This window comes from Jatrophihabitans sp., assembly GCF_035474675.1.
In the GTDB taxonomy this organism is placed as follows: Bacteria; Actinomycetota; Actinomycetes; order Mycobacteriales; family Jatrophihabitantaceae; genus Jatrophihabitans_A.
Genome location: NZ_DATINC010000054.1, coordinates 15,156 through 32,911 on the forward strand (window position 1 = coordinate 15,156; position 17,756 = coordinate 32,911).

The window sequence follows — 17,756 nt, forward strand, 5'->3', positions numbered from 1 at the left end:
GGCCGGTACCGGCCGCGCATTCGTCCGGACGGCCCGCGGGTAGTATCGGGGCCATGGGTACCTGCCTGCTCCTTACCGAGCCGCGCTGAGTCAGCTTCCTCCGACCAGTGCGGCTCGAGCCTCTGCCTTCCGCGCAGGGGCTCTTCGTCTGTCCGGGGGCCTGTTGAACGCTCCAGCACCGGCCCAATTCCCTCGACGCATTCCGACCAGGAGACCCAGCATGACCGCGAGCACCGCGCAGCCGAGCGACACCGCGCAGCCGGACGACACCGCGCAGCCGGAGGACACCGCGCAGCCGAACAGCGCAGCGCAGCCGGGCGAGGAGTCGCCGCCGTTCCGCTACACCGCCGCGCTGGCGAACGAGATCGAGGCGCGCTGGCAGGCCGAATGGCTCGACCGCGGTACCTTCGACGCCCCCAACCCCAGCGGTGAGCTGAGCGACGGGTTCGAGCGGGTGGCCGGCAAGCCGCACACCTACATCCTGGACATGTTCCCCTACCCGTCCGGTGCCGGGCTGCACGTCGGGCACCCGCTGGGCTACATCGGCACCGACGTCTATGCCCGCTACCGGCGGATGTGCGGCGAGAACGTGCTGCACACCATGGGCTTCGACGCCTTCGGCCTGCCCGCCGAGCAGTACGCGCTGCAGACCGGCCAGCACCCGGCGACCACCACCGACCAGAACATCGAGACCTTCCGCCGCCAGCTGCGCGCGCTGGGGCTGGGCCACGACCAGCGCCGGGTGGTGTCCACCACCGATCCGCGGTTCTACCGCTGGACCCAGTGGATCTTCCTGCAGATCTTCAACTCCTTCTACGACCACCAGGCCGACAAGGCCCGTCCGATCGCCGAGCTGATCGCCGAGCTGGACGCCGGCAGCCGGGAGCCGGACGCCGGCACCAACGACTTCGGCCGGCCGTGGGCAGAGCTGGACGCCGTGCAGCGGCGCACCGTGGTCGACCGGCACCGGCTGGCCTACGTCGCGGACCTGCCGGTCAACTGGTGCCCGGGCCTGGGCACCGTGCTGGCGAACGAGGAGGTCACCGCCGACGGCCGGTCCGAGCGCGGCAACTTCCCGGTGTTCCGCAAGCCGCTGCGGCAGTGGATGCTGCGGATCACCGCCTACGCCGACCGGCTGCTGGCCGACCTGGACGCCATCGACTGGCCCGAGAAGGTCCGCACCATGCAGAAGAACTGGATCGGGCGCTCGGTCGGCGCGCACGTCGCGTTCGGCACGCCGGCAGGTTCGCTGACGGTGTTCACCACCCGTCCGGACACGCTGTTCGGGGCCACCTACCTGGTGCTGGCGCCGGAGCATCCGCTGGTAGCCGGCCTGGTCGCGCCGGCCTGGCCGGACGGCACCCCCGCGGCCTGGACCGGCGGTTACACCACCCCGGCCGAGGCGGTGGCCGCCTACCAGGCCGAGGCCGCCGCCAAGACCGACCTGGACCGCCAGGGTGCTGACGCCAAGACCAAATCCGGTGTGTTCACCGGGGCATTCTCGACCAACCCGGTGACCCGGGCGCAGCTGCCGATCTTTGTTGCCGACTACGTCCTGATGGGCTACGGCACCGGCGCGATCATGGCGGTGCCCGGCCAGGACGAGCGCGACTGGGACTTCGCCGAGAGCTTCGGCCTGCCCATCGTGCGCACGGTACAGCCCAGCGAGGGCTTCGACGGTAAAGCCTTCACCGGCGACGGGCCGGCGATCAACTCCGCCAACGACGAGCTGGACCTCAACGGCCTGGGCGTGGCCGAGGCCAAGGCCGCCACGATCGACTACCTGGAGCGCACCGGCACCGGTCGCGGCGCCACCACCTACCGGCTGCGGGACTGGCTGTTCAGCCGGCAGCGGTACTGGGGCGAGCCGTTCCCGATCGTCTTCGACGACAATGACCAGCCGATCGCGCTGCCGGAGGACATGCTGCCGCTGCTGCTGCCCGAGACCCACGACTTCACCCCGAAGTCCTACCCGCCCGACGACGTCGACTCCGAACCGGAGCCGCCGCTGGGCCGGCTGACCGACTGGGTCGACGTCGAGCTGGACCTGGGCGACGGGCCGAAGCGGTACCGGCGCGAGACCAACACCATGCCCAACTGGGCGGGTTCCTGCTGGTACGAGCTGCGCTACCTGGACCCGACCAACTCCAGCGCGCCGGTGGACCCGGAGGTGGAGCGGTACTGGATGGGCCCGTCGGCCGAACGCCCGCTGGGCGGGGTGGACCTGTACGTCGGCGGGGTCGAGCACGCCGTGCTGCACCTGCTGTACGCCCGGTTCTGGCACAAGGTGCTCCACGACCTGGGCTACGTCTCCAGCTCCGAGCCGTTCGCCCGGCTGGTCAACCAGGGCATGCTGCAGCTGCCGGCCTACACCAACGCCGACGGCTTCTACGTCGAGGCGGCCGAGGTGAGCGAGCGGGACGGCCGGTTCTTCCACCAGGGCGAGCAGGTCAACCGGGAGTTCGGCAAGATCGGCAAGAGCCTGAAGAACGTGGTGACCCCGGACGAGTTCGTGGCCGGCTACGGCACCGACACCTTCCGGCTGTTCGAGATGTTCTCCGGCCCCCTGGACCAGTCCCGGCCGTGGGACGCCAAGGCGATCGTCGGGCCGTACCGGCTGCTGCAGCGGATCTGGCGGGTGGTGCTGGACGAGCAGACCGGCCAGCCGCACGTGGCCGACGTCGAGGTGCCGCCGGAGCTGAACCGGCTGCTGCACCGCACCATCGCCGCGGTGCGGGAGGGCTATGAGATGTTGCGGTTCAACACCTCGATCGCCCGGATCACCGAGCTGAACAACGCCGTCACCCAGGCCTACCCGGACGGCGGCACGCCGCGGGCGGTGGCCGAGGCGCTGACGTTGATGCTGGCGCCGCTGGCCCCGCACGCCGCCGAGGAGCTGTGGGCCCGGCTCGGGCACCAGCAGTCGCTGGCCTGGCAGCAGTTCCCCGAAGTCGATCCCGCGCTGCTGACCGAGGACCGGATCGAGATTCCGGTGCAGGTCAACGGCAAGGTGCGCTCGGTCATCTCGGTTCCCGCGGACGCCGACCCGGCCGCCCTGGAGGCCGCCGCCCGGGCCGACGAGAAGGTGGCGGCGGCGCTGCAGGGCAGGCCCGGCAAGCGCGTCGTCACGGTCCCCGGCCGGCTGATCAACTTCGTCGTCTAACGTTCGGCAGATGGCGGTGCAGCAGCAGGTCACGGTGGTCACCGACTCGACCTCCTACCTGCCCGGCGGGGTGGCCGAGGAACTCGGCGTGCAGGTGGTGCCGCTGCAGGTGCAGCTGGGTGGCCGGACCGGGCTGGAAGGCGTGGACGTTACGCCCGCCGACGTGTGCGCCGCGCTGCGGGTCCGCACTCCGGTGACCACCTCGCGCCCGACGCCGGCCGAGTTCGTCGAGGTCTACCGGGCCGCGCTGGATGCCGGGGCGAGCACCGTGGTGTCACTGCACCTGTCGGCGGAGCTGTCCGGCACCTGCGACTCAGCGCGGCTGGCGGCGGCCGAGTTCGACCCGGACGTGGTGCGGGTGATCGACTCCCGGTCGGCGGCGATGGCGCTCGGCTTCGCGGTGCTGGCCGCCGCCCGGTCCGCGGCCAGCGGCGCCGACCCGCAGCTGGTGGAGCAGGCCGCCCGCCGGTCGCTGGAGCGCACCTCGGCGCTGTTCTACGTCGACTCGCTGGAGTGGCTGCACCGGGGCGGCCGGATCGGAACGGCGGCGGCCCGGTTCGGCACCGCGCTCGCGGTCAAGCCGCTGCTGCACCTGTCCGACGGCCGGATCATGCCGCTGGAGAAGGTGCGGACCGCGTCCAAGGCGATCGCCCGGCTGGTGCAGCTGACGGTGCGGGCGGCCGGCACCGACCCGGTGGACGTCGCGGTGCAGCACCTGGCCTCCCCGGACCGGGCCGCCGAGGTGGCCGGCCAGCTCAAGGAGGCGCTGCCGCACCTGGGCCAGCTGTACGAGTCCGAGGTGGGGGCGGTGGTGGGCGCGCACGTCGGGCCCGGGCTGCTCGGGGTGTGCGTCACCAAACGCTGAACGGATCGCTCAGCCCTTCGGGCAGTGGCCGGTGCCGATCGGGAACCGGGAGTTGAAGGTGTAGTTGCCGCCGGCCGGGCCGGTGTTCAGCCTGACGTACAGCCCGTCCTGCGCGATACAGGCCTGCTTGTCCTGGCTCTCCATGCCCAGCCAGCGGTACCAGCGCAGCCGCACCCAGATCGAGCTGTTCGCCGGCACCGAGACCACGATGGCGTCCGGTTGCTGGCTGAGCACCTGGGCCGGCGGGTCGACCAGCGCGGCGAAGTCGACGACCTCATACAGCGTCCAGTGCGCGTTGCGCCAGATGGGGTTGAGGTAGGGCAGGCCGGTCGCGATCAGCGCCAGCTCGTCCCGGCCGAAGGCGGTCAGCTCGGCGTCGGGCACCGCGACGTACTGCACCGCGTTGTCGGTGAGGAACTGCTGGTAGGACACCAGCGTCGGCTTGCGCTTGTAGAAGATCGCGTCGTTGAGCCGGACGTCGGTCTGGCGCAGCCAGCCGCGGGCCAGCGGCACCCCGCGGGCCAGGTAGACCGAGTCCCAGTGGCCGGCCATCTCGGGCACCTCGACCCGTCCGGTGAGCGGGCCGCGGGACCGGATCTCCTCGGACAGGGCGGTGTAGTAGGCGCTGTAGCCCGAGACCCGGCCGGTGCTGGCGATGGTGGCCGGATTGACCGGCAGTTGCAGTGCCAGGATCGCGATCAGCGCCAGTGCCGTGAGCACCCGGGTGCGCCAGTGCACGAACGAGGCGGCGATCGGCAGCGCGAACAGCACGCCGAGCCGGGTCGCGTTGGAGCCGACCGGGGTGGGCAGCAGGAAGGCGGCGATCAGCAGCACGATCCCGATGCCGGCGCCGAGCCGGATCGGATGGCAGCGGCGGGGCACCGTGGCCAGCACGATCGCCAGCGCCGTCAGCGACTTCAGGCAGTCGACGAAGGTGAACGGCTGGTGGCCGCCGTCGCCGAAGATCACCGAGGTGACCGCGGTGGACAGGCCCGACGGCACGATCAGCACCGCGGCGGCGAGCGGGCGTCGCATCAGCAACGCCGCCCCGCCGGCCACCCAGAGCAGCAGCGCGGCGACCGGGCTGGCACCGCCGCAGAGCAGGCTGAACAGCACCGCGAGCGACACCGCCAGCCAGCGCGGCACTCGGGTGGTGGTGAACAGGGTGATCGCGACCAGGCCGCAGGCCAGCCCGCAGGCGAAGGTGATCCGGCCCTCGACCACGTTGGCCACCTGGGTGACGGCCGCAGCCATCCCGCCCAGCACCGGCCGGGCGGGTTGCAGGCGGTTCAGCAGCCGGGTGGTGTACCAGGTGCCGATCACCGCAGCCAGCGCCCCGGTGACCTTGGTGCCGAGATGGGCCATCAGCGCCGAGGCCCACAGGGTGTAGCCGTACTCGACGGTGCCGCCGAACCACCGGAAGTCGATGATCGAGACCGGGTACCTGCTGGCGAAGTCCGCCCGGGCCAGCTGCGCGGCGAGGTCGGAGTTCATCGGCGGCAACAGCAGGAAACCCCACGCCAGCAGCACGGCGAACCCGGTCGCGATCAGGGTGGGCCGGTATCCGGACTGCCAGACCCGCCTGGCCAGGTCCGCCGGACGCCGCGACCGGTCCGGCGGCGCACCGACGGACGCGGCGGGCACGGACGTCACGGGCACCTTCGCAGTGTCCCATCCACAACCAGCAGCTTTTCCCACAGATGCCCCGACGGCCGGTTCCGGGCGTCCTCGGCTGCCTAGCGTCGTCCGGGTGGAACGGGGTTCTGAGCGTGGGTGGGCGGCCAGGCTGGCGGCAGCCGGTGTCCTGGTAGGCCGGCTGTTGGGCGGCTCCGCATCGGCGCAGCTCGGCGCGTTGGAGCCCGGCGAGCCGTACCGGCCGGCTGGTACCCGGCTCAATCCGGGTCGCCGGGGCGTGCTGGCCATGGCGATGGTGACCGTGCTGACGGTGCTGGTGGCCGGGGGTTGGGTGCTGGCGTCCCGGCCGCATCCGATGCTGGCCGCCGAGTCCGCGCCTACCGGCGCGCCGTCGGTCAGTGCCGCGCCGTCGAGCGGTTCGGCTGCCCCGCCGAGTGTTTCGGGCGCGCCGTTGGGTGGTTCGGCCGGGCGGTCTGGCTCTCCCGCGGCGGCCGGTCCGGTGCTGGTGGTGGACGTGGTGGGCAAGGTGCGCCGGCCCGGCGTCTACCGGCTGCCGGCCGGTGCCCGGGTGGACGACGCGGTACGAGCCGCCGGTGGGCTGCTGGCCGGGGTGGACCCGGTGTCGGTGAACCTGGCCCGCAAGCTGGCCGACGGCGAGCAGGTGGTGATCGGGGTGACCGCACCGGCCGGCACCGGGGGGCCCGCCGGGCCGCCGGATGCCGGGTCGCCGGGCGGCGCCGGTCCGCTCGACCTGAACTCGGCCACCCTCGCCCAGCTGGACGCGCTGCCCGGCGTCGGGCCGGTGCTGGCCCAGCACATCCTGGACTGGCGCACCGAGCACGGCCGTTTCGACTCGGTCGACCAGCTGAACGCGGTGTCCGGCATCGGCGACAGCAAGTTCGCCGACCTCAAGCCGCTGGTGACGGTGGGATGAGCGAGCCGCTCGACCTGCGGCTGGCCTCGGGTGCCCTGGCCGGCTGGGCGGCGGTGCTGTGGGGGCTGGAACGCAGCGCTGCCGCGGTTGCCCTGGCGGTGCTCGGCGCCGTCCTGGTGGCGGTGGTGCTGGGTGTCGCGGCCCGCTGGTGGCCGGTGCTGTTCGCCGGCGCGTTCGCGGCCTGCTGCGCGGCGGTGCTGCTCGCCCCGCTGGCCGTCCGGCTGCACGCGGCCCACGACGGCGCCCTGGCCGGGCTGGCGCAAGCCGGCGTCGAGGTCAGCGCCGAGCTGCGGGTGCGCGGCGATCCGCGACCGCTGGGCGCCGGCAGCTCCGGTGGGTCGCCCACCGTGGCGGTGGACGCCCAGCTGCTCGCGGTGCTGCACGGCGGCCGGTGGGCCAGGCTGTCCGGCGCGGTGCTGGTGCTCGGGCCGGCCGACGCCTGGCGCGGGGTGCTGCCCGGCCAACGGGTGCGCCTGGACGGCCGGTTGCGCCCGCCGCTGCCGGGCAACCTGCTGGCAGCCACCGTCCTGGCCCGCTCGAAACCGGAACTGCTGGGCCGGCCGCCGTGGTGGCAGCGCGGGGCCGGCCGGCTGCGCTCAGGCCTGCGGCAGGCGGCGGCCGGCCTGCCGGTGCTGCCCCGCGGGCTGCTTCCCGGCCTGGTGGAAGGTGACACCAGCGAGCTGGACCCGGTGCTGGCCGAACGGTTCCGGGTGGCCGGCCTCAGCCACCTGACCGCAGTCAGCGGCACCAACTTGAGCCTGCTGATCGGCACGGTGGCGTTGCTGCTGCGGCGCGTCCGGGCCTCGCCGGCGGCGATCGCGCTGGTCAGCACGGTGGTGCTGGTCGGCTTCGTGGTGCTGGCCCGGCCGTCGCCCAGCGTGCTGCGGGCAGCGGTCATGGCCGGCATCGCGCTGGTGGCGCTGGCCACCGGACGGCAACGTGCGGCGCTGCCAGTGCTGGCCGCGGCCAGCTTCGGGTTGCTGCTGTGGCAGCCGGGCCTGGCGGTCAGCGCCGGCTTCGCACTGTCGGTGGCCGCGACCGCCGCGCTGCTGCTGGTCGCGCCGGGCTGGGTCCAGGCGCTGCGCCGCCGGCGGGTGCCGGCCGGCCTGGCCGAGGCGCTGGCGGTCGCCGCGGCGGCTCACCTGGCCACCGCGCCGATCATCGCCGGCCTGGGCGGGCGGATCAGCCTGGTGGCGATCCCGGCCAACGTGCTGGCCGAGCCGGTGGTGGCGACGGTGACCATCCTCGGCCTGCTGGCCGCGTTGGCCTCGGTGCTGTGGCTGCCGCTGGCGGTGCTGCTGGCCCAGCTGGCCGGCTGGCCCTGCCGGTGGCTGGTCTGGGTGGCCAAGTACTTCGGGTCGCTGCCCGGCGCCTCGCTGCCCTGGCCGGCCGGGGTGCGCGGCGGCCTGCTGCTGGCCGGCCTGAGCATTGCGACGGTGCTGGTGTGCCGCCGGCCGGCGGCCCGGGCGCTGCTCGGCGTGGCGGTCGTGCTCGGTGTCCTGATCCAGATCCCGGGACGGGCGGTGCTGGCTGGCTGGCCGCCGCCCGGCTGGCTCGTCGTCGCCTGCGACGTGGGCCAGGGGGACGCGCTGGCGCTCAACGCCGGCCGGGGCAGCGCCGTGGTGATCGACGCCGGCCCCGACCCGGTGCCGGTGGATCGCTGCCTGCACGAGCTGGGCATCACCCGGGTCACGGTGCTGGTGCTGAGCCACGATCACCTCGACCACGTCGGCGGCCTGGCCGGGGTGCTGCACGGGCGCCAGGTCGACCGGGTGCTCGTCTCACCGCTGTCCGAGCCCGCCTCCGGCAACCGGCTGATCCTCTCGGCACTGGCCGGCCGTCACCTGCGGCTGGAACAGGCCCGTGCCGGCCAGCACCTCGACGCCGGTCAGAGCCATCTCGACGTGCTGGGTCCAGGCCATGTCTTCGCCGGCTCCCGGTCGGACCCGAACAACTCCTCGGTGGTGCTGCGCGCGACCGTGGCTGGGGTGCGGATCCTGCTGCCGGGCGATGCCGAGGTAGAGGCGCAGGACGACCTGCTCGGCAGCGGCGCCGACCTGCGCGCCGACATTCTCAAGGTGCCGCACCACGGCAGCGCCTACTCCGACCCGGCGTTCCTGCAGGCCAGCCAGGCCCGGCTGGCACTGATCTCGGTCGGGGCCGGCAACGACTACGGCCACCCGTCGCCGGTGCTGATCGCCGAGCTGGCCAGGCTGGGCATGCCGTTCGCCCGCACCGACCAGCAGGGCGACATCGCGGTGGTGAACCGGGCCGGCCGGCTGGTGCCGGTGGTGCGCTCCGCCGGCACCGCAACCGGCAGATTCCGCTTGACCTTGCCGCGGCGTCAACCCCTACCGTCGGCGAGAGCACCGCCACTCCGACGCGGTGCCGGCCGACCTGCGAGGGGGAGAGACATGGCCTGGTCGATCGCCGAGGTGGCCCGGATGTCCGGTGTCAGCTCGCGGACGCTGCGGCACTACGACGAGATCGGCCTGCTGCCGCCGGCACAGGTCGGCGCCAACGGTTACCGCTACTACGCCCAGGCCGAGCTGCTGCGGTTGCAGCAGATCCTGCTGCTGCGCGAACTCGGCCTGGGGCTGGCCGACATCCGCAGCATCCTGGACAGTCAGCTCGACGCCGTGCAGGCGCTTCGCGCGCATCACCGGCGGCTGCTGCGCGAACGGGACCGGCTCACGGTCCTCGCGCACACCGTGGCCCGCACCATCGACGAACTGACCGTCGACCAGCTCACCCACGACGACCAACACTCGGAGGAGGGCACCGCCATGGCCCGGATCAACCGGCCGGAGAACCTGTTCGAAGGTTTCGACCCGTCGGTCTACGACGAGGAGGCCCGCCGGCGCTGGCCGGCGGAATGGGAGCAGTCGCAGGCCTACGCCGGCACGCTGACCGAAGCGGACACCGAGCGGCTGCAGCGGGAGATGACGGCGGCCATGATCCGGATGGCGGAGTTGATGGTGGCCGGCGCCGCGGTGGACAGCGCGCCCGTGCAGGCCGAGATCGACGCCGCGTACCGGGGGGTGTGCCGGTTCTGGACCCCGGACGCCGCCGCCTTCACCAACCTGGGCCGGATGTATGTCGAGGACCAGCGCTTCAAGGCCAACTACGACCGGATCGCCGAGGGGCTGGCCGAGTTCTACCGCGACGCGATGGCCCACTACGCCGACACCGCGCTCAGCTGATATGCGCCGTGGAGAGTCAGCCGACGGGGATGCTGACCGTCTTGCAGTTGTCGGCGGGGACCGGGTCGGGGTAGCCGTCCTCGTCCTGCGCGCAGGCGGTCACCGTCACGGTGCCGCTGGAGATGGTCGGCGTGACCAGGATGGCCGCGCTGGTGCTCCTCCGGGCGCCGAGCACGCCGGGCTCACAGGCCGGCGAATCCGGATCGATGAGGGCATGGTTGGAGATCAGCGGGCAGGTGTAGTCCGATAACTCAGCGGTAGCGTTGCCGAAGGTGAAGTAGAAGTCCACCGAGACGGCGGTCCCGCTCCGGTTCTTCATGGTGAAGACCACCGGCAGCTCCTTGTCATACCCCCCGGTGGTGTAGCCCGCGACGGTGTTCCCGGTGATCGACAGGTCGACGTGGGTGGTGCTGGCCTGCGACGCCGTCGTCAGCGACAGCGTCCCTGCCAGGGCAAGTGCGCCAGCGAGAAGTACCGCGATCCTGATGCGCATAGCACGCCTCCATAACGTCCGGTGCTGTCAAGGGACTCGGACCGTAGCGTCGGCAGCGGGCAACGGGAAGGCGTTCAGCGCACAAGTCCTCCTAACACCGCGACCGAACTCGGGAATACATATCCACAATTCACTACCGTGTGCGGGGTGGCGGTCAGCGTGAGGCAGTGCGCAACGCGATCTGGTCGATGGGGCCCACCGTGACGTCGAGGCTGACCTCCTGGCCGGTCCGGCTGAGGGCCAGCAGCCGGCCGGTGCCGTCGGTCGCGAACAACCAGCGGCTGTCCGGCGACCAGGCCAGGGTCCGGCTTCCGCCGGTCCGGTCCACACTGGTCGTCACGCCGGTGACCCGGACGCCGCCGGTGCTCAGGTCGAGCAGGTGCAGGTTGAGCGAGCCCTGCCCGTTGGGCTGCAGCAACGCGGCCGTCCGGCCGTCCGGTGAGATCGCGCCCGAGTTCTGCGCGTACGCGTCGAGCGGCGTGGCCACGGTCTGCCGCCGGCCGGTGCCGCGGTCGGTCACCACGCTGGCGCAGCGGTAGGTCTCGTCGCACTCCAGCGTGAGCCAGCGGGTGGGGCCGATCGCCAGCAGCGACCCGCTGGTGATCCGGTGCAGGCCGTCCGGCCGGGCGTCGTACACGCCGCCGGTGCCTGACATCACCACGTTCCCCGCCCGGTCGGAGGCTCGCACCGACGCGTCCCGCGGAATGGGCAGCTGGATGCCGGCCGGCCGGCCGTCCAGGGTGAGCAGCGACAGGGCCGACCCGGTGCCGGCCCGGGTCTCTGCCCACAGGTGCCGCGGGTCCGGGCCGGGCAGCACCGAGAAGGCCTGGTCCAGCGCGGGCGGCAACGCCACGGCCGGCCTGCCGTCGCGCACGACGTAGCCGGGAACGAGACCTACCGGGTGCACGATCGCCCGGTCCGGTCCCACCACGAAGAAGATCCGGTTGGTGCCGCCCACCTCCGGCGCCGCGGTACGGGTGACCCGGCCGTTCCGGAGCTCGATCCGGACCACCACCCCCTGCCCCTGCCCGAACAACTCCCAGCCGGCCGGCACATCGAGCAGCGGGTGGCCGGCATCGACCACAGATACCGAGTCCGCGGTCCCGAGACCCGGTGGCGGCGGGTGGATCCCGGGCAACCCGGCCGCCGAGGTGCGCGGCGACACCGGAGCAGCGGCCCCGGCCGGCGCGGGGTGCGAAGAGTCGGCGCCGTTCTGGTTGCGGGTCAGCAGCAGCGCTGCCAGCACCGTCGCGGCGACCAGCGCGTACCACCACCGCCAGCGTCGCGGCGGCGGCCGGTCACGCGCCAGGTCCGGGTCCGGTCCCAGGTCCAGCCAGTGCACCGGGTCCAGGTCCGGCTCGCGATCGGCCACCGTCCCATCCTGCCCTGCTCCACCGGGCCATGCGAGGAGCCGGCTTTCCAGCCGGCGGGAAGTGGGCTCCCTAACCCCGGCAGGGCACGGTAGCCAGCGGCGCCCGACGGGCCGGCTGACTCAGCCGGTGCGGGGGCGCCAGGCCAGCTGGAGCACCGGTGGCAGGTCCATGCCCAGTGGCGTCACCTTGCCGGTGGCCCGATTGACGACCACCACTTGCCGATCGGCATTGACGATGAACAGCCACCGGCTGTCCGGCGACCAGACGAGGGAGGGGCCGATGGGCTGGTCGGTGCCGTTCGGGGTCACATCCAGCAGGCGGCGGACTCCGGAATCGAGATCGAGCAGCTCGACTGTGCCACCGCTGATGTCGTTGAGCTGGGGTGTTGCCAGGGTCCTGCCGTCCGGTGAGAGGGGCAGGTTGTTCTGCCCGTACATTCCGGTCACCGTCTCCACGGTGCGGCGAGCGCCGCTGGCTCGGTCGATGACCACCAGGGCGCAGTTGAGGCTGTCATCGCACTCGACGGTGAGCCAGCGGGTGGGCCCGCTGGCTACCAGCAGGCCGCTGGTGATCCGGTGCACAGCGCGGGGTGTGGCGTAGTAGGTGCCGCCGGTCATACCTGACAGCAGCGCGTAGCCGGCGCCGTCGGAGCCGACCACCGAACCCGAGGACGGAATGTCGATCGTGGCACCGGTGGGTTTGCCGTCCAGGGTGATCAGTGACAACCCGCCGCCCTGCTCTGTCCACAGGTGCCGTGCGTCGGGGCCCGGCAATAATGTGAAAACCTGCGACAGGGACTGCGGCAGGTCCGCGGCCGGTTTGCCGTCTCGCACCACGGAGCCAGGGATGTTGTCCAACGGGCGGACGATGGCCCGGTCGGCGCCGACGACGAAGAGCACCGAGCTTTCGGGGTTCGTACTGGGCACGGCGGTGATGGTGGCCCGCCCGAGCGCCAGCTGGATCCGGATCACGGTGTCCTCGCCCCGGGCGAACAGTTCCCAGTCGGCAGGCACGTCGAGCAGCCGATGCCCGGCGTTGCTCACCTGCACCGGAACGTTCGGAAAAGCGGTCGGCGTCGCCGTCGGGTTGGCGAACGATCCCGAGGAAGCCGGCGCCGCCGCCGAGACCGACGCAGCTGCCGAGCTCGACGAGACGGTGGCTGCCGGCGACCGGGGTGCCGAGGCGGCTCGGTCGGTGCCGTTCTGGGTACGGGCAACCAGCAGGGCTACCACCAGCGCGGCCCCGCCGCCGTACCACAGGTAGCGGCGCCGGGGATCTCTCGGCGGCTTGCCCTCGTCCGGGTCCGGCCCGAGGTCGAGCCAGTCGACGTCACCCGGATCGGGAGGGTGGTTGCTCACCTGGTCATTGTGACCGCCGGGGAAGGATGTGCGCGGATAACGCATAAAGATCAGGCCGAGATATTTCCGGGCCGTGCCATCCAGCCACGAACGAGAGCCGGCTGTGCAACAGTTTCGGTTCGTCACCCCGTTTGAGGGGTATGACGACACAGATCGCCGTGCATCCGGGAATGCGGGTATGGCGCAACGGACCCCGGGCCGCCCGCCCGGCACCCGGGGTGGAGGCGGCGGTGCCCGACATCAGCTTCGAAGCCCCCGGTGGCCGAGGCCTCGGCGACTTCGCACGCGAGCACGGGCTCGAGCTGACCAGGTTCGCCTACCTCGTAAGTGCCGACCGGAGCCGGGCCGAGGACCTCGTCCAGGACGTGCTGCTGGCCATGCACCGCCGCTTCGGTGCCCGGCTGGAGATCGAGCAGCCGCTGGCCTACGCCCGCCGGGCGATCGTCAACGCCAACATCAGCTGGGCCCGCCGCCGGGCCAGCACCGAGGTGCTCACCGCCGTCGACCCGGACCGGCCGGTGAGCGAGTCCGATCCCGGTTCCGCCGACGGCCTGTGGCAGCTGGTAGCCGGGCTGCCACACCGGCAACGGGTGGTGCTGGTGATGCGCTACTACCTCGGCTACAGCGACGCCGAGATCGCCGAGACGCTGGCCTGCCGGCGCGGCACCGTCCGCAGCCTGGCCTCCCGCGCGCTGGCCGACCTGCGCGGCTCGGACGACATCACCCTGCTGCACTCCTCCGACGACGGGACGAACCGATGAGCGCTCCGGACCCCGACGACCTCGAACGCCGGCTGACCGAGCTGTTCCAGCAGCGGGCGGCCACCATCACGCAGGTCCGGCAGTTCGACGCCGGCCCGGGCGATGGCCGCCGGAAGCCCGCCGGGTTGGAGCCGGGCCGGGACCGCTGGCGCTGGCAGCACCTCGGTGTGCTGGCCGCCGCGGCGGCGGTGTTCGTCGCGGTTGCCGCCACCATCGTGGCAATCCAGGCAAGCCGGCCCCGGCCGGCCCCGCCGCTCGGCACGTCCACCGCCACACCGACCGCCTCGTCCGCGCCGACGAACGCCACGCCCACGCCCACGCCGACGAACGCGTCCTGCTGGGTGGAGGCACCGGCCAGCTGGCTGCAGGCGATAACCGCCGGGGCGTTCCGGGGGGACAACGACCTCAACACCGTGGTCAGCGCCAACGGCGGGACGGGGGATTACCTCGTTACCCAGGGCAACGCCCCGACGGACCAGACCTCGCAGATCTATGCCGACCTCGAGCTCGCCCTGTACCACGACACCCGAGGCAACGTCATCTATACCGCCCAGGGCAGCAAGGACTTCGTCCAGGCCGATCCGACCGGGGCCATCTCAGCCGGCTGGGTCACCTTCGCCGTCGTCAGTCCGCAGAACTCGGCCGACTACCCCTACCGCTACCAGGTGATGCTGTACCAGCGTGGCACCGGCACCCTGCGTACGCTGGCCGGCGGGGCGGACCAGCCGAATCCGGAACGCAAGTTGGTCAGGGGAGCGCCGGTGATCGCCGCCGGAAAGGTGTACTGGCTGGCCTCGGTCGACAACCATCCCGAGACCACCACGCTGGAATCCTGGGATCTGTCCCGGAACTCCGCCGCCGCTTCGCGGAACGCCGCCGACGCTACCGGGCTCGTCGGCTACGGCAGCGGCGTGGCTGTGATGTACGAATCGGTATCCGAGTCCTCGGCGATCACCGCCACCCTCCGCAACGGCGCCGGGGTGCCGTTGACCAAGGCTCAGCTGGACGCGACCACCGGGGGGAGCAACTTCGGCTTCGACGGCACCAGCAAGCTGTCCTGGCTGCGGTACGACGGCGATTCGGCCAGCTACTCCGTCCTGATCGTGGGCGGCACCGGGGTGAGCACTGAGCCCTTGAGCCATGCCGCGGACCGCGCCGCCGGCACCCTGCTCGGCATCAGTGCGGCAGTTTTTCCCTTTGTCGCGGCGGTGGTGCACAACGTGGACGGCTTGGTGGATCTGCGCACCGGCACGCCGGTCGCGTTTCCGATCGGCACGATCGTGCAGGCGGTGGTGGGAGACAGCGTGGTCTTCGGCACCGACAGCCACAACTCCGGCCAGGCGTTCGGCTCGGCTGGGCTGAGCCTGGTGCCGCTGAGCGCGCTGCCTGCCGCGCACTGCTGAGCCGGCAGCCCCCACTAGCCAGGCTTGGACGCCTCCACCAGCACCCGCTGGGAGTGTGAGACGAACGGCCCGGCTCGCCGGATCTGGGAGTGCAGGTCAGCGAGCCGGGCCCGGTACCGGTGCACCGAGAAGTCCGGCACCGTCCAGACCACCTTGCGGAGGAACACGATCACCGCGGCGATGTCGTCGAAGCGAACCTCCAGCGCCTCGTGCCGCACGTCCTCGGCCACCAATCCCGCCGACCTCAGCTCCCGCAACGCCCGCTCCGTGCCGTTGCCCGGAGGATGCGGTTGCGGTCCCATCAGGAACTCGTACAGCTCCCGGTTGGAGCCGATGCCGATCTGCTGGGACAGGTAGCGACCGCCCGGACGCAGCACCCTGGCGATCTCGTCCCACCGCACCACGGTGGGGTGCCGGCTCGTCACCAGGTCGAAACTCGCCGTTCGGAACGGCAGCGGCTGGTCGTCCGCGGCCCGCACCACCGCACCGCCCAGCGGCGCCAGGTTGCGCCGGGCGATGGCCAGGTTCGGCGGCCAGGACTCGGTCGCGCACAGCGTCGGCGGAACGCTCGGGATGCCGGCCAGCACCTCACCGCCGCCGGTCTGCAGGTCCAGCGTCGCTGTCGCCGCGGCCATCCGCCGGCCCATTCGCTCGGCGTACCGCCAGGACGGCCGTTGCTCGCTGGCCCGCCCGTCGAACCAGGAGAAGTCCCAACCGGCGACCGGCACGGCCTGCGCCTCGGCCACCAGTCGCTCGAACTCCCGATCGGCAGGCACGCCGCTCAGGGTGCCAGACGGCTGTCAGCGCAGGGCTCACCGGCCGGCGAGCTGCCCGGCGGCGAAGCGCAGCTGGGCCGCGGCCTGGCTGCGCCAATAGCCGGCGTCGTGCCCGCCCGGCTCGATGCCACCCGCCGGGGTCGGCGACAGCGCCGCCCGCAGGTCCCGGGTGACGGCCGCGAACCCGTCCGAGGCGCCGCAGTCCAGCCGCAGTGGGATGCCGGCCAGCAGCTCCAGCCGCCCGAAGATCGCATGCTCGTCGAAGTCCTCGGCGTCGTCGAAGGCTCCGGCGGCGCTCTGACCGGCCTGGTGCCACACCGCGGGGCTCTCGGCGACGGCCACCGCGGTCCGCTCCCGGCCCAACCGGCCGGCCAGGTACAGGGCGCCGTAGCCGCCCATCGACCAGCCGAACAGCCCGACCCGGGTGGTGTCCAGTCCACGCCGGCCCAGCAGCGGCAGGAACTCCGAGATCACCATGGCGGCCGGGTCGGTGTCGCGGCGCGGGTGCCAGTACTCGTGGTCGCCGCCGTCCACCGCGGCGATGGCGAACGGCGCGCTGCCGTGCGCCACCGCGTCGGCGAGGAACCGGTGCAGGTGCAGGCTGCCGGTGAACGAGTCCCGGTGGCTGCCGCCGCGGCCGTGCAGCGAAATCAGCACCGGCAGGTTGTCGCGGTCCGGGCCGGGTGGGTAGGCCACCGCCCAGGACGTCCGGGCCCCGTGCCGGGCTGCCGAGTCGAAGCTGCCGCTGACCAGCCGGCCCGGCGTGGCGGTCGGAACGCCGGCCGGCAGCCGGTCGCGTCCGCCGAGCACGCCGGCCTCGACCGCGGTCAGCCCGGCCGCCGCGGTGGCGAGCGCGCCGAGGCCGCCGAGCAGCACCGCCCGGCGGGTGGTGTGCGTCAACGCTGGCCTCCACGGCGTACGGATCCGACCGGCCGACTATCGCACCTCAGCCCGCACGCGGGACGCATGCGAGGATGAGCGCGTGCCTGCCGCGAGCCCTGTCGCCCCGCTGACCCTGGTGGTGGGGGATGAGGAGTTCCTGGTCAGCCGGGCGCTGGAGGACCTGCGCAACGCGGTGACCGGCGAGGACCCGGACGTCGAGCTGCACGAGGCCGAGGCCGGCACGGTGGAGCCGGCCGAGCTGCTCCAGCTGCTCAGCCCGTCGCTGTTCGGCGGCCGCCGGCTGGTGGTGCTGCGCTCGGCCCAGGACCTGCCCGCGGCGCGGGTGGCGACGGTGGTGCCGCTGCTGCTCGACACCGACCCGGACACCGCCGTGGTGGTCCAGCACCTGGGCGGCGCGAAGGGCAAGGCGGTGCTGGACGCGGTCCGCAAGGCCAAGCCCGCCGAGATCAGCTGTGCCCGGATCACCCGGTTCGAGGACCGCCGGACCTTCCTGCGCAACGAGGTGCGCCGGTTCCGGGGCAAGATCACTCCCGACGCGGCTGCCGCGCTGATGGACGCGGTGGGCAGCGACCTGCGCGAGATCTCGGCGACGGTGGCCCAGCTGGTCGGCGACACCGGCGGCTCCATCGACGTGGCCGCGGTGGCGGCCTACCACCGGGGCCGGGCCGAGGTCAGCGGGTTCGCGGTGGCCGACCAGGCGGTGGTCGGCAACGTCGCCGAGGCGGTGACCAACCTGCGCTGGGCGCTGAACGTCGGGGTGCCGGCGGTGGTGATCGCCGACGCGCTGGCCGACGGGGTCCGGACGGTGGCCCGGGTGCTGGGCGCCGGGCCGGGGGACCCGTTCCGGCTGGCGCCGGTGCTCGGCATGCCGCCGTGGAAGGTCAAGCGG

Annotated in this window: 13 protein-coding genes; 7 read left to right on the forward strand and 6 right to left on the reverse strand. The window is 72.7% G+C overall.

The window, feature by feature from the left end; translation table 11 throughout:
- The first annotated feature begins 220 nt into the window (after positions 1-220).
- Together leuS and VLJ82_RS06295 are read left to right on the forward strand one after the other, a co-directional pair.
- The gene (gene leuS, locus VLJ82_RS06290) at positions 221-3,163 is read left to right on the forward strand and encodes a leucine--tRNA ligase (RefSeq protein ID WP_408662472.1); all 2,943 of its coding nucleotides are present in this window, start codon (positions 221-223) and stop codon (positions 3,161-3,163) included.
- Between the two features lie 10 nt (positions 3,164-3,173).
- On the forward strand, positions 3,174-4,028 hold the full coding sequence (locus tag VLJ82_RS06295; RefSeq protein WP_408662473.1) for a DegV family protein: 855 nt from the start codon (positions 3,174-3,176) through the stop codon (positions 4,026-4,028).
- A 9-nt stretch (positions 4,029-4,037) separates the two neighbouring features.
- Here the strand turns inward: VLJ82_RS06295 and VLJ82_RS06300 are convergent, their stop codons facing one another.
- On the reverse strand, positions 4,038-5,687 hold the full coding sequence (locus tag VLJ82_RS06300; RefSeq protein ID WP_408662474.1) for a hypothetical protein: 1,650 nt from the start codon (positions 5,685-5,687) through the stop codon (positions 4,038-4,040).
- A 91-nt stretch (positions 5,688-5,778) separates the two neighbouring features.
- On the opposite strand from VLJ82_RS06300, the gene VLJ82_RS06305 reads away from it, so the two are divergent.
- Both VLJ82_RS06305 and VLJ82_RS06310 read left to right on the forward strand, forming a co-directional pair.
- Positions 5,779-6,597, forward strand: a complete 819-nt coding sequence (locus VLJ82_RS06305; RefSeq protein ID WP_408662475.1) for a helix-hairpin-helix domain-containing protein — start codon at positions 5,779-5,781, stop codon at positions 6,595-6,597.
- The gene (locus VLJ82_RS06310; RefSeq protein ID WP_408662476.1) at positions 6,594-9,800 is read left to right on the forward strand and encodes a ComEC/Rec2 family competence protein; all 3,207 of its coding nucleotides are present in this window, start codon (positions 6,594-6,596) and stop codon (positions 9,798-9,800) included. The genes VLJ82_RS06305 and VLJ82_RS06310 overlap by 4 nt, the downstream gene beginning before the upstream one ends.
- Before the next feature lie 16 nt (positions 9,801-9,816).
- Here VLJ82_RS06310 and VLJ82_RS06315 read toward each other — a convergent pair whose 3' ends face one another.
- The 3 genes from VLJ82_RS06315 to VLJ82_RS06325 form a co-directional block, all read right to left on the reverse strand.
- Positions 9,817-10,293 carry a hypothetical protein gene (locus VLJ82_RS06315; RefSeq protein ID WP_408662477.1) on the reverse strand — a complete coding sequence of 159 codons (477 nt, stop codon included), beginning with the start codon at positions 10,291-10,293 and terminating at the stop codon, positions 9,817-9,819.
- Between the two features lie 154 nt (positions 10,294-10,447).
- Positions 10,448-11,665, reverse strand: a complete 1,218-nt coding sequence (locus VLJ82_RS06320) for a TolB family protein (protein ID WP_408662478.1) — start codon at positions 11,663-11,665, stop codon at positions 10,448-10,450.
- Positions 11,666-11,785: 120 nt separating this feature from the next.
- Complete coding sequence (locus tag VLJ82_RS06325; RefSeq protein ID WP_408662479.1) at positions 11,786-13,024, reverse strand: hypothetical protein; 1,239 nt, start codon at positions 13,022-13,024, stop codon at positions 11,786-11,788.
- 140 nt (positions 13,025-13,164) lie between these two features.
- Between VLJ82_RS06325 and VLJ82_RS06330 the strand changes: the two genes are divergently transcribed.
- Both VLJ82_RS06330 and VLJ82_RS06335 read left to right on the forward strand, forming a co-directional pair.
- On the forward strand, positions 13,165-13,785 hold the full coding sequence (locus VLJ82_RS06330) for a SigE family RNA polymerase sigma factor (protein WP_408662480.1): 621 nt from the start codon (positions 13,165-13,167) through the stop codon (positions 13,783-13,785).
- Positions 13,782-15,188 (forward strand): hypothetical protein, encoded by a 1,407-nt coding sequence (locus tag VLJ82_RS06335; protein WP_408662481.1) that lies wholly within the window; start codon positions 13,782-13,784, stop codon positions 15,186-15,188. The genes VLJ82_RS06330 and VLJ82_RS06335 overlap by 4 nt, the downstream gene beginning before the upstream one ends.
- A gap of 14 nt (positions 15,189-15,202) precedes the next feature.
- Here VLJ82_RS06335 and VLJ82_RS06340 read toward each other — a convergent pair whose 3' ends face one another.
- Positions 15,203-15,964 carry a class I SAM-dependent methyltransferase gene (locus tag VLJ82_RS06340; RefSeq protein WP_408662482.1) on the reverse strand — a complete coding sequence of 254 codons (762 nt, stop codon included), beginning with the start codon at positions 15,962-15,964 and terminating at the stop codon, positions 15,203-15,205.
- Between the two features lie 36 nt (positions 15,965-16,000).
- The gene (locus tag VLJ82_RS06345) at positions 16,001-16,864 is read right to left on the reverse strand and encodes an alpha/beta hydrolase (protein WP_408662483.1); all 864 of its coding nucleotides are present in this window, start codon (positions 16,862-16,864) and stop codon (positions 16,001-16,003) included.
- An 82-nt stretch (positions 16,865-16,946) separates the two neighbouring features.
- Here VLJ82_RS06345 and holA point away from each other — a divergent pair.
- Positions 16,947-17,756 (forward strand): DNA polymerase III subunit delta (gene holA / locus VLJ82_RS06350; RefSeq protein ID WP_408662484.1); only part of this gene is annotated, 810 nt, incomplete at its 3' end.

Excerpts from the sequence above, each read along its gene's own strand:
- VLJ82_RS06315 (WP_408662477.1), bottom strand. The coding sequence starts at position 10,293 with ATGCGCATCAGGATCGCGGTACTTCTCGCTGGCGCACTTGCCCTGGCA.
- VLJ82_RS06330 (WP_408662480.1), top strand. The coding sequence starts at position 13,165 with ATGACGACACAGATCGCCGTGCATCCGGGAATGCGGGTATGGCGCAAC.
- leuS (WP_408662472.1), top strand. The coding sequence starts at position 221 with ATGACCGCGAGCACCGCGCAGCCGAGCGACACCGCGCAGCCGGACGAC.
- VLJ82_RS06310 (WP_408662476.1), top strand. The coding sequence starts at position 6,594 with ATGAGCGAGCCGCTCGACCTGCGGCTGGCCTCGGGTGCCCTGGCCGGC.
- VLJ82_RS06335 (WP_408662481.1), top strand. The coding sequence starts at position 13,782 with ATGAGCGCTCCGGACCCCGACGACCTCGAACGCCGGCTGACCGAGCTG.
- VLJ82_RS06295 (WP_408662473.1), top strand. The coding sequence starts at position 3,174 with ATGGCGGTGCAGCAGCAGGTCACGGTGGTCACCGACTCGACCTCCTAC.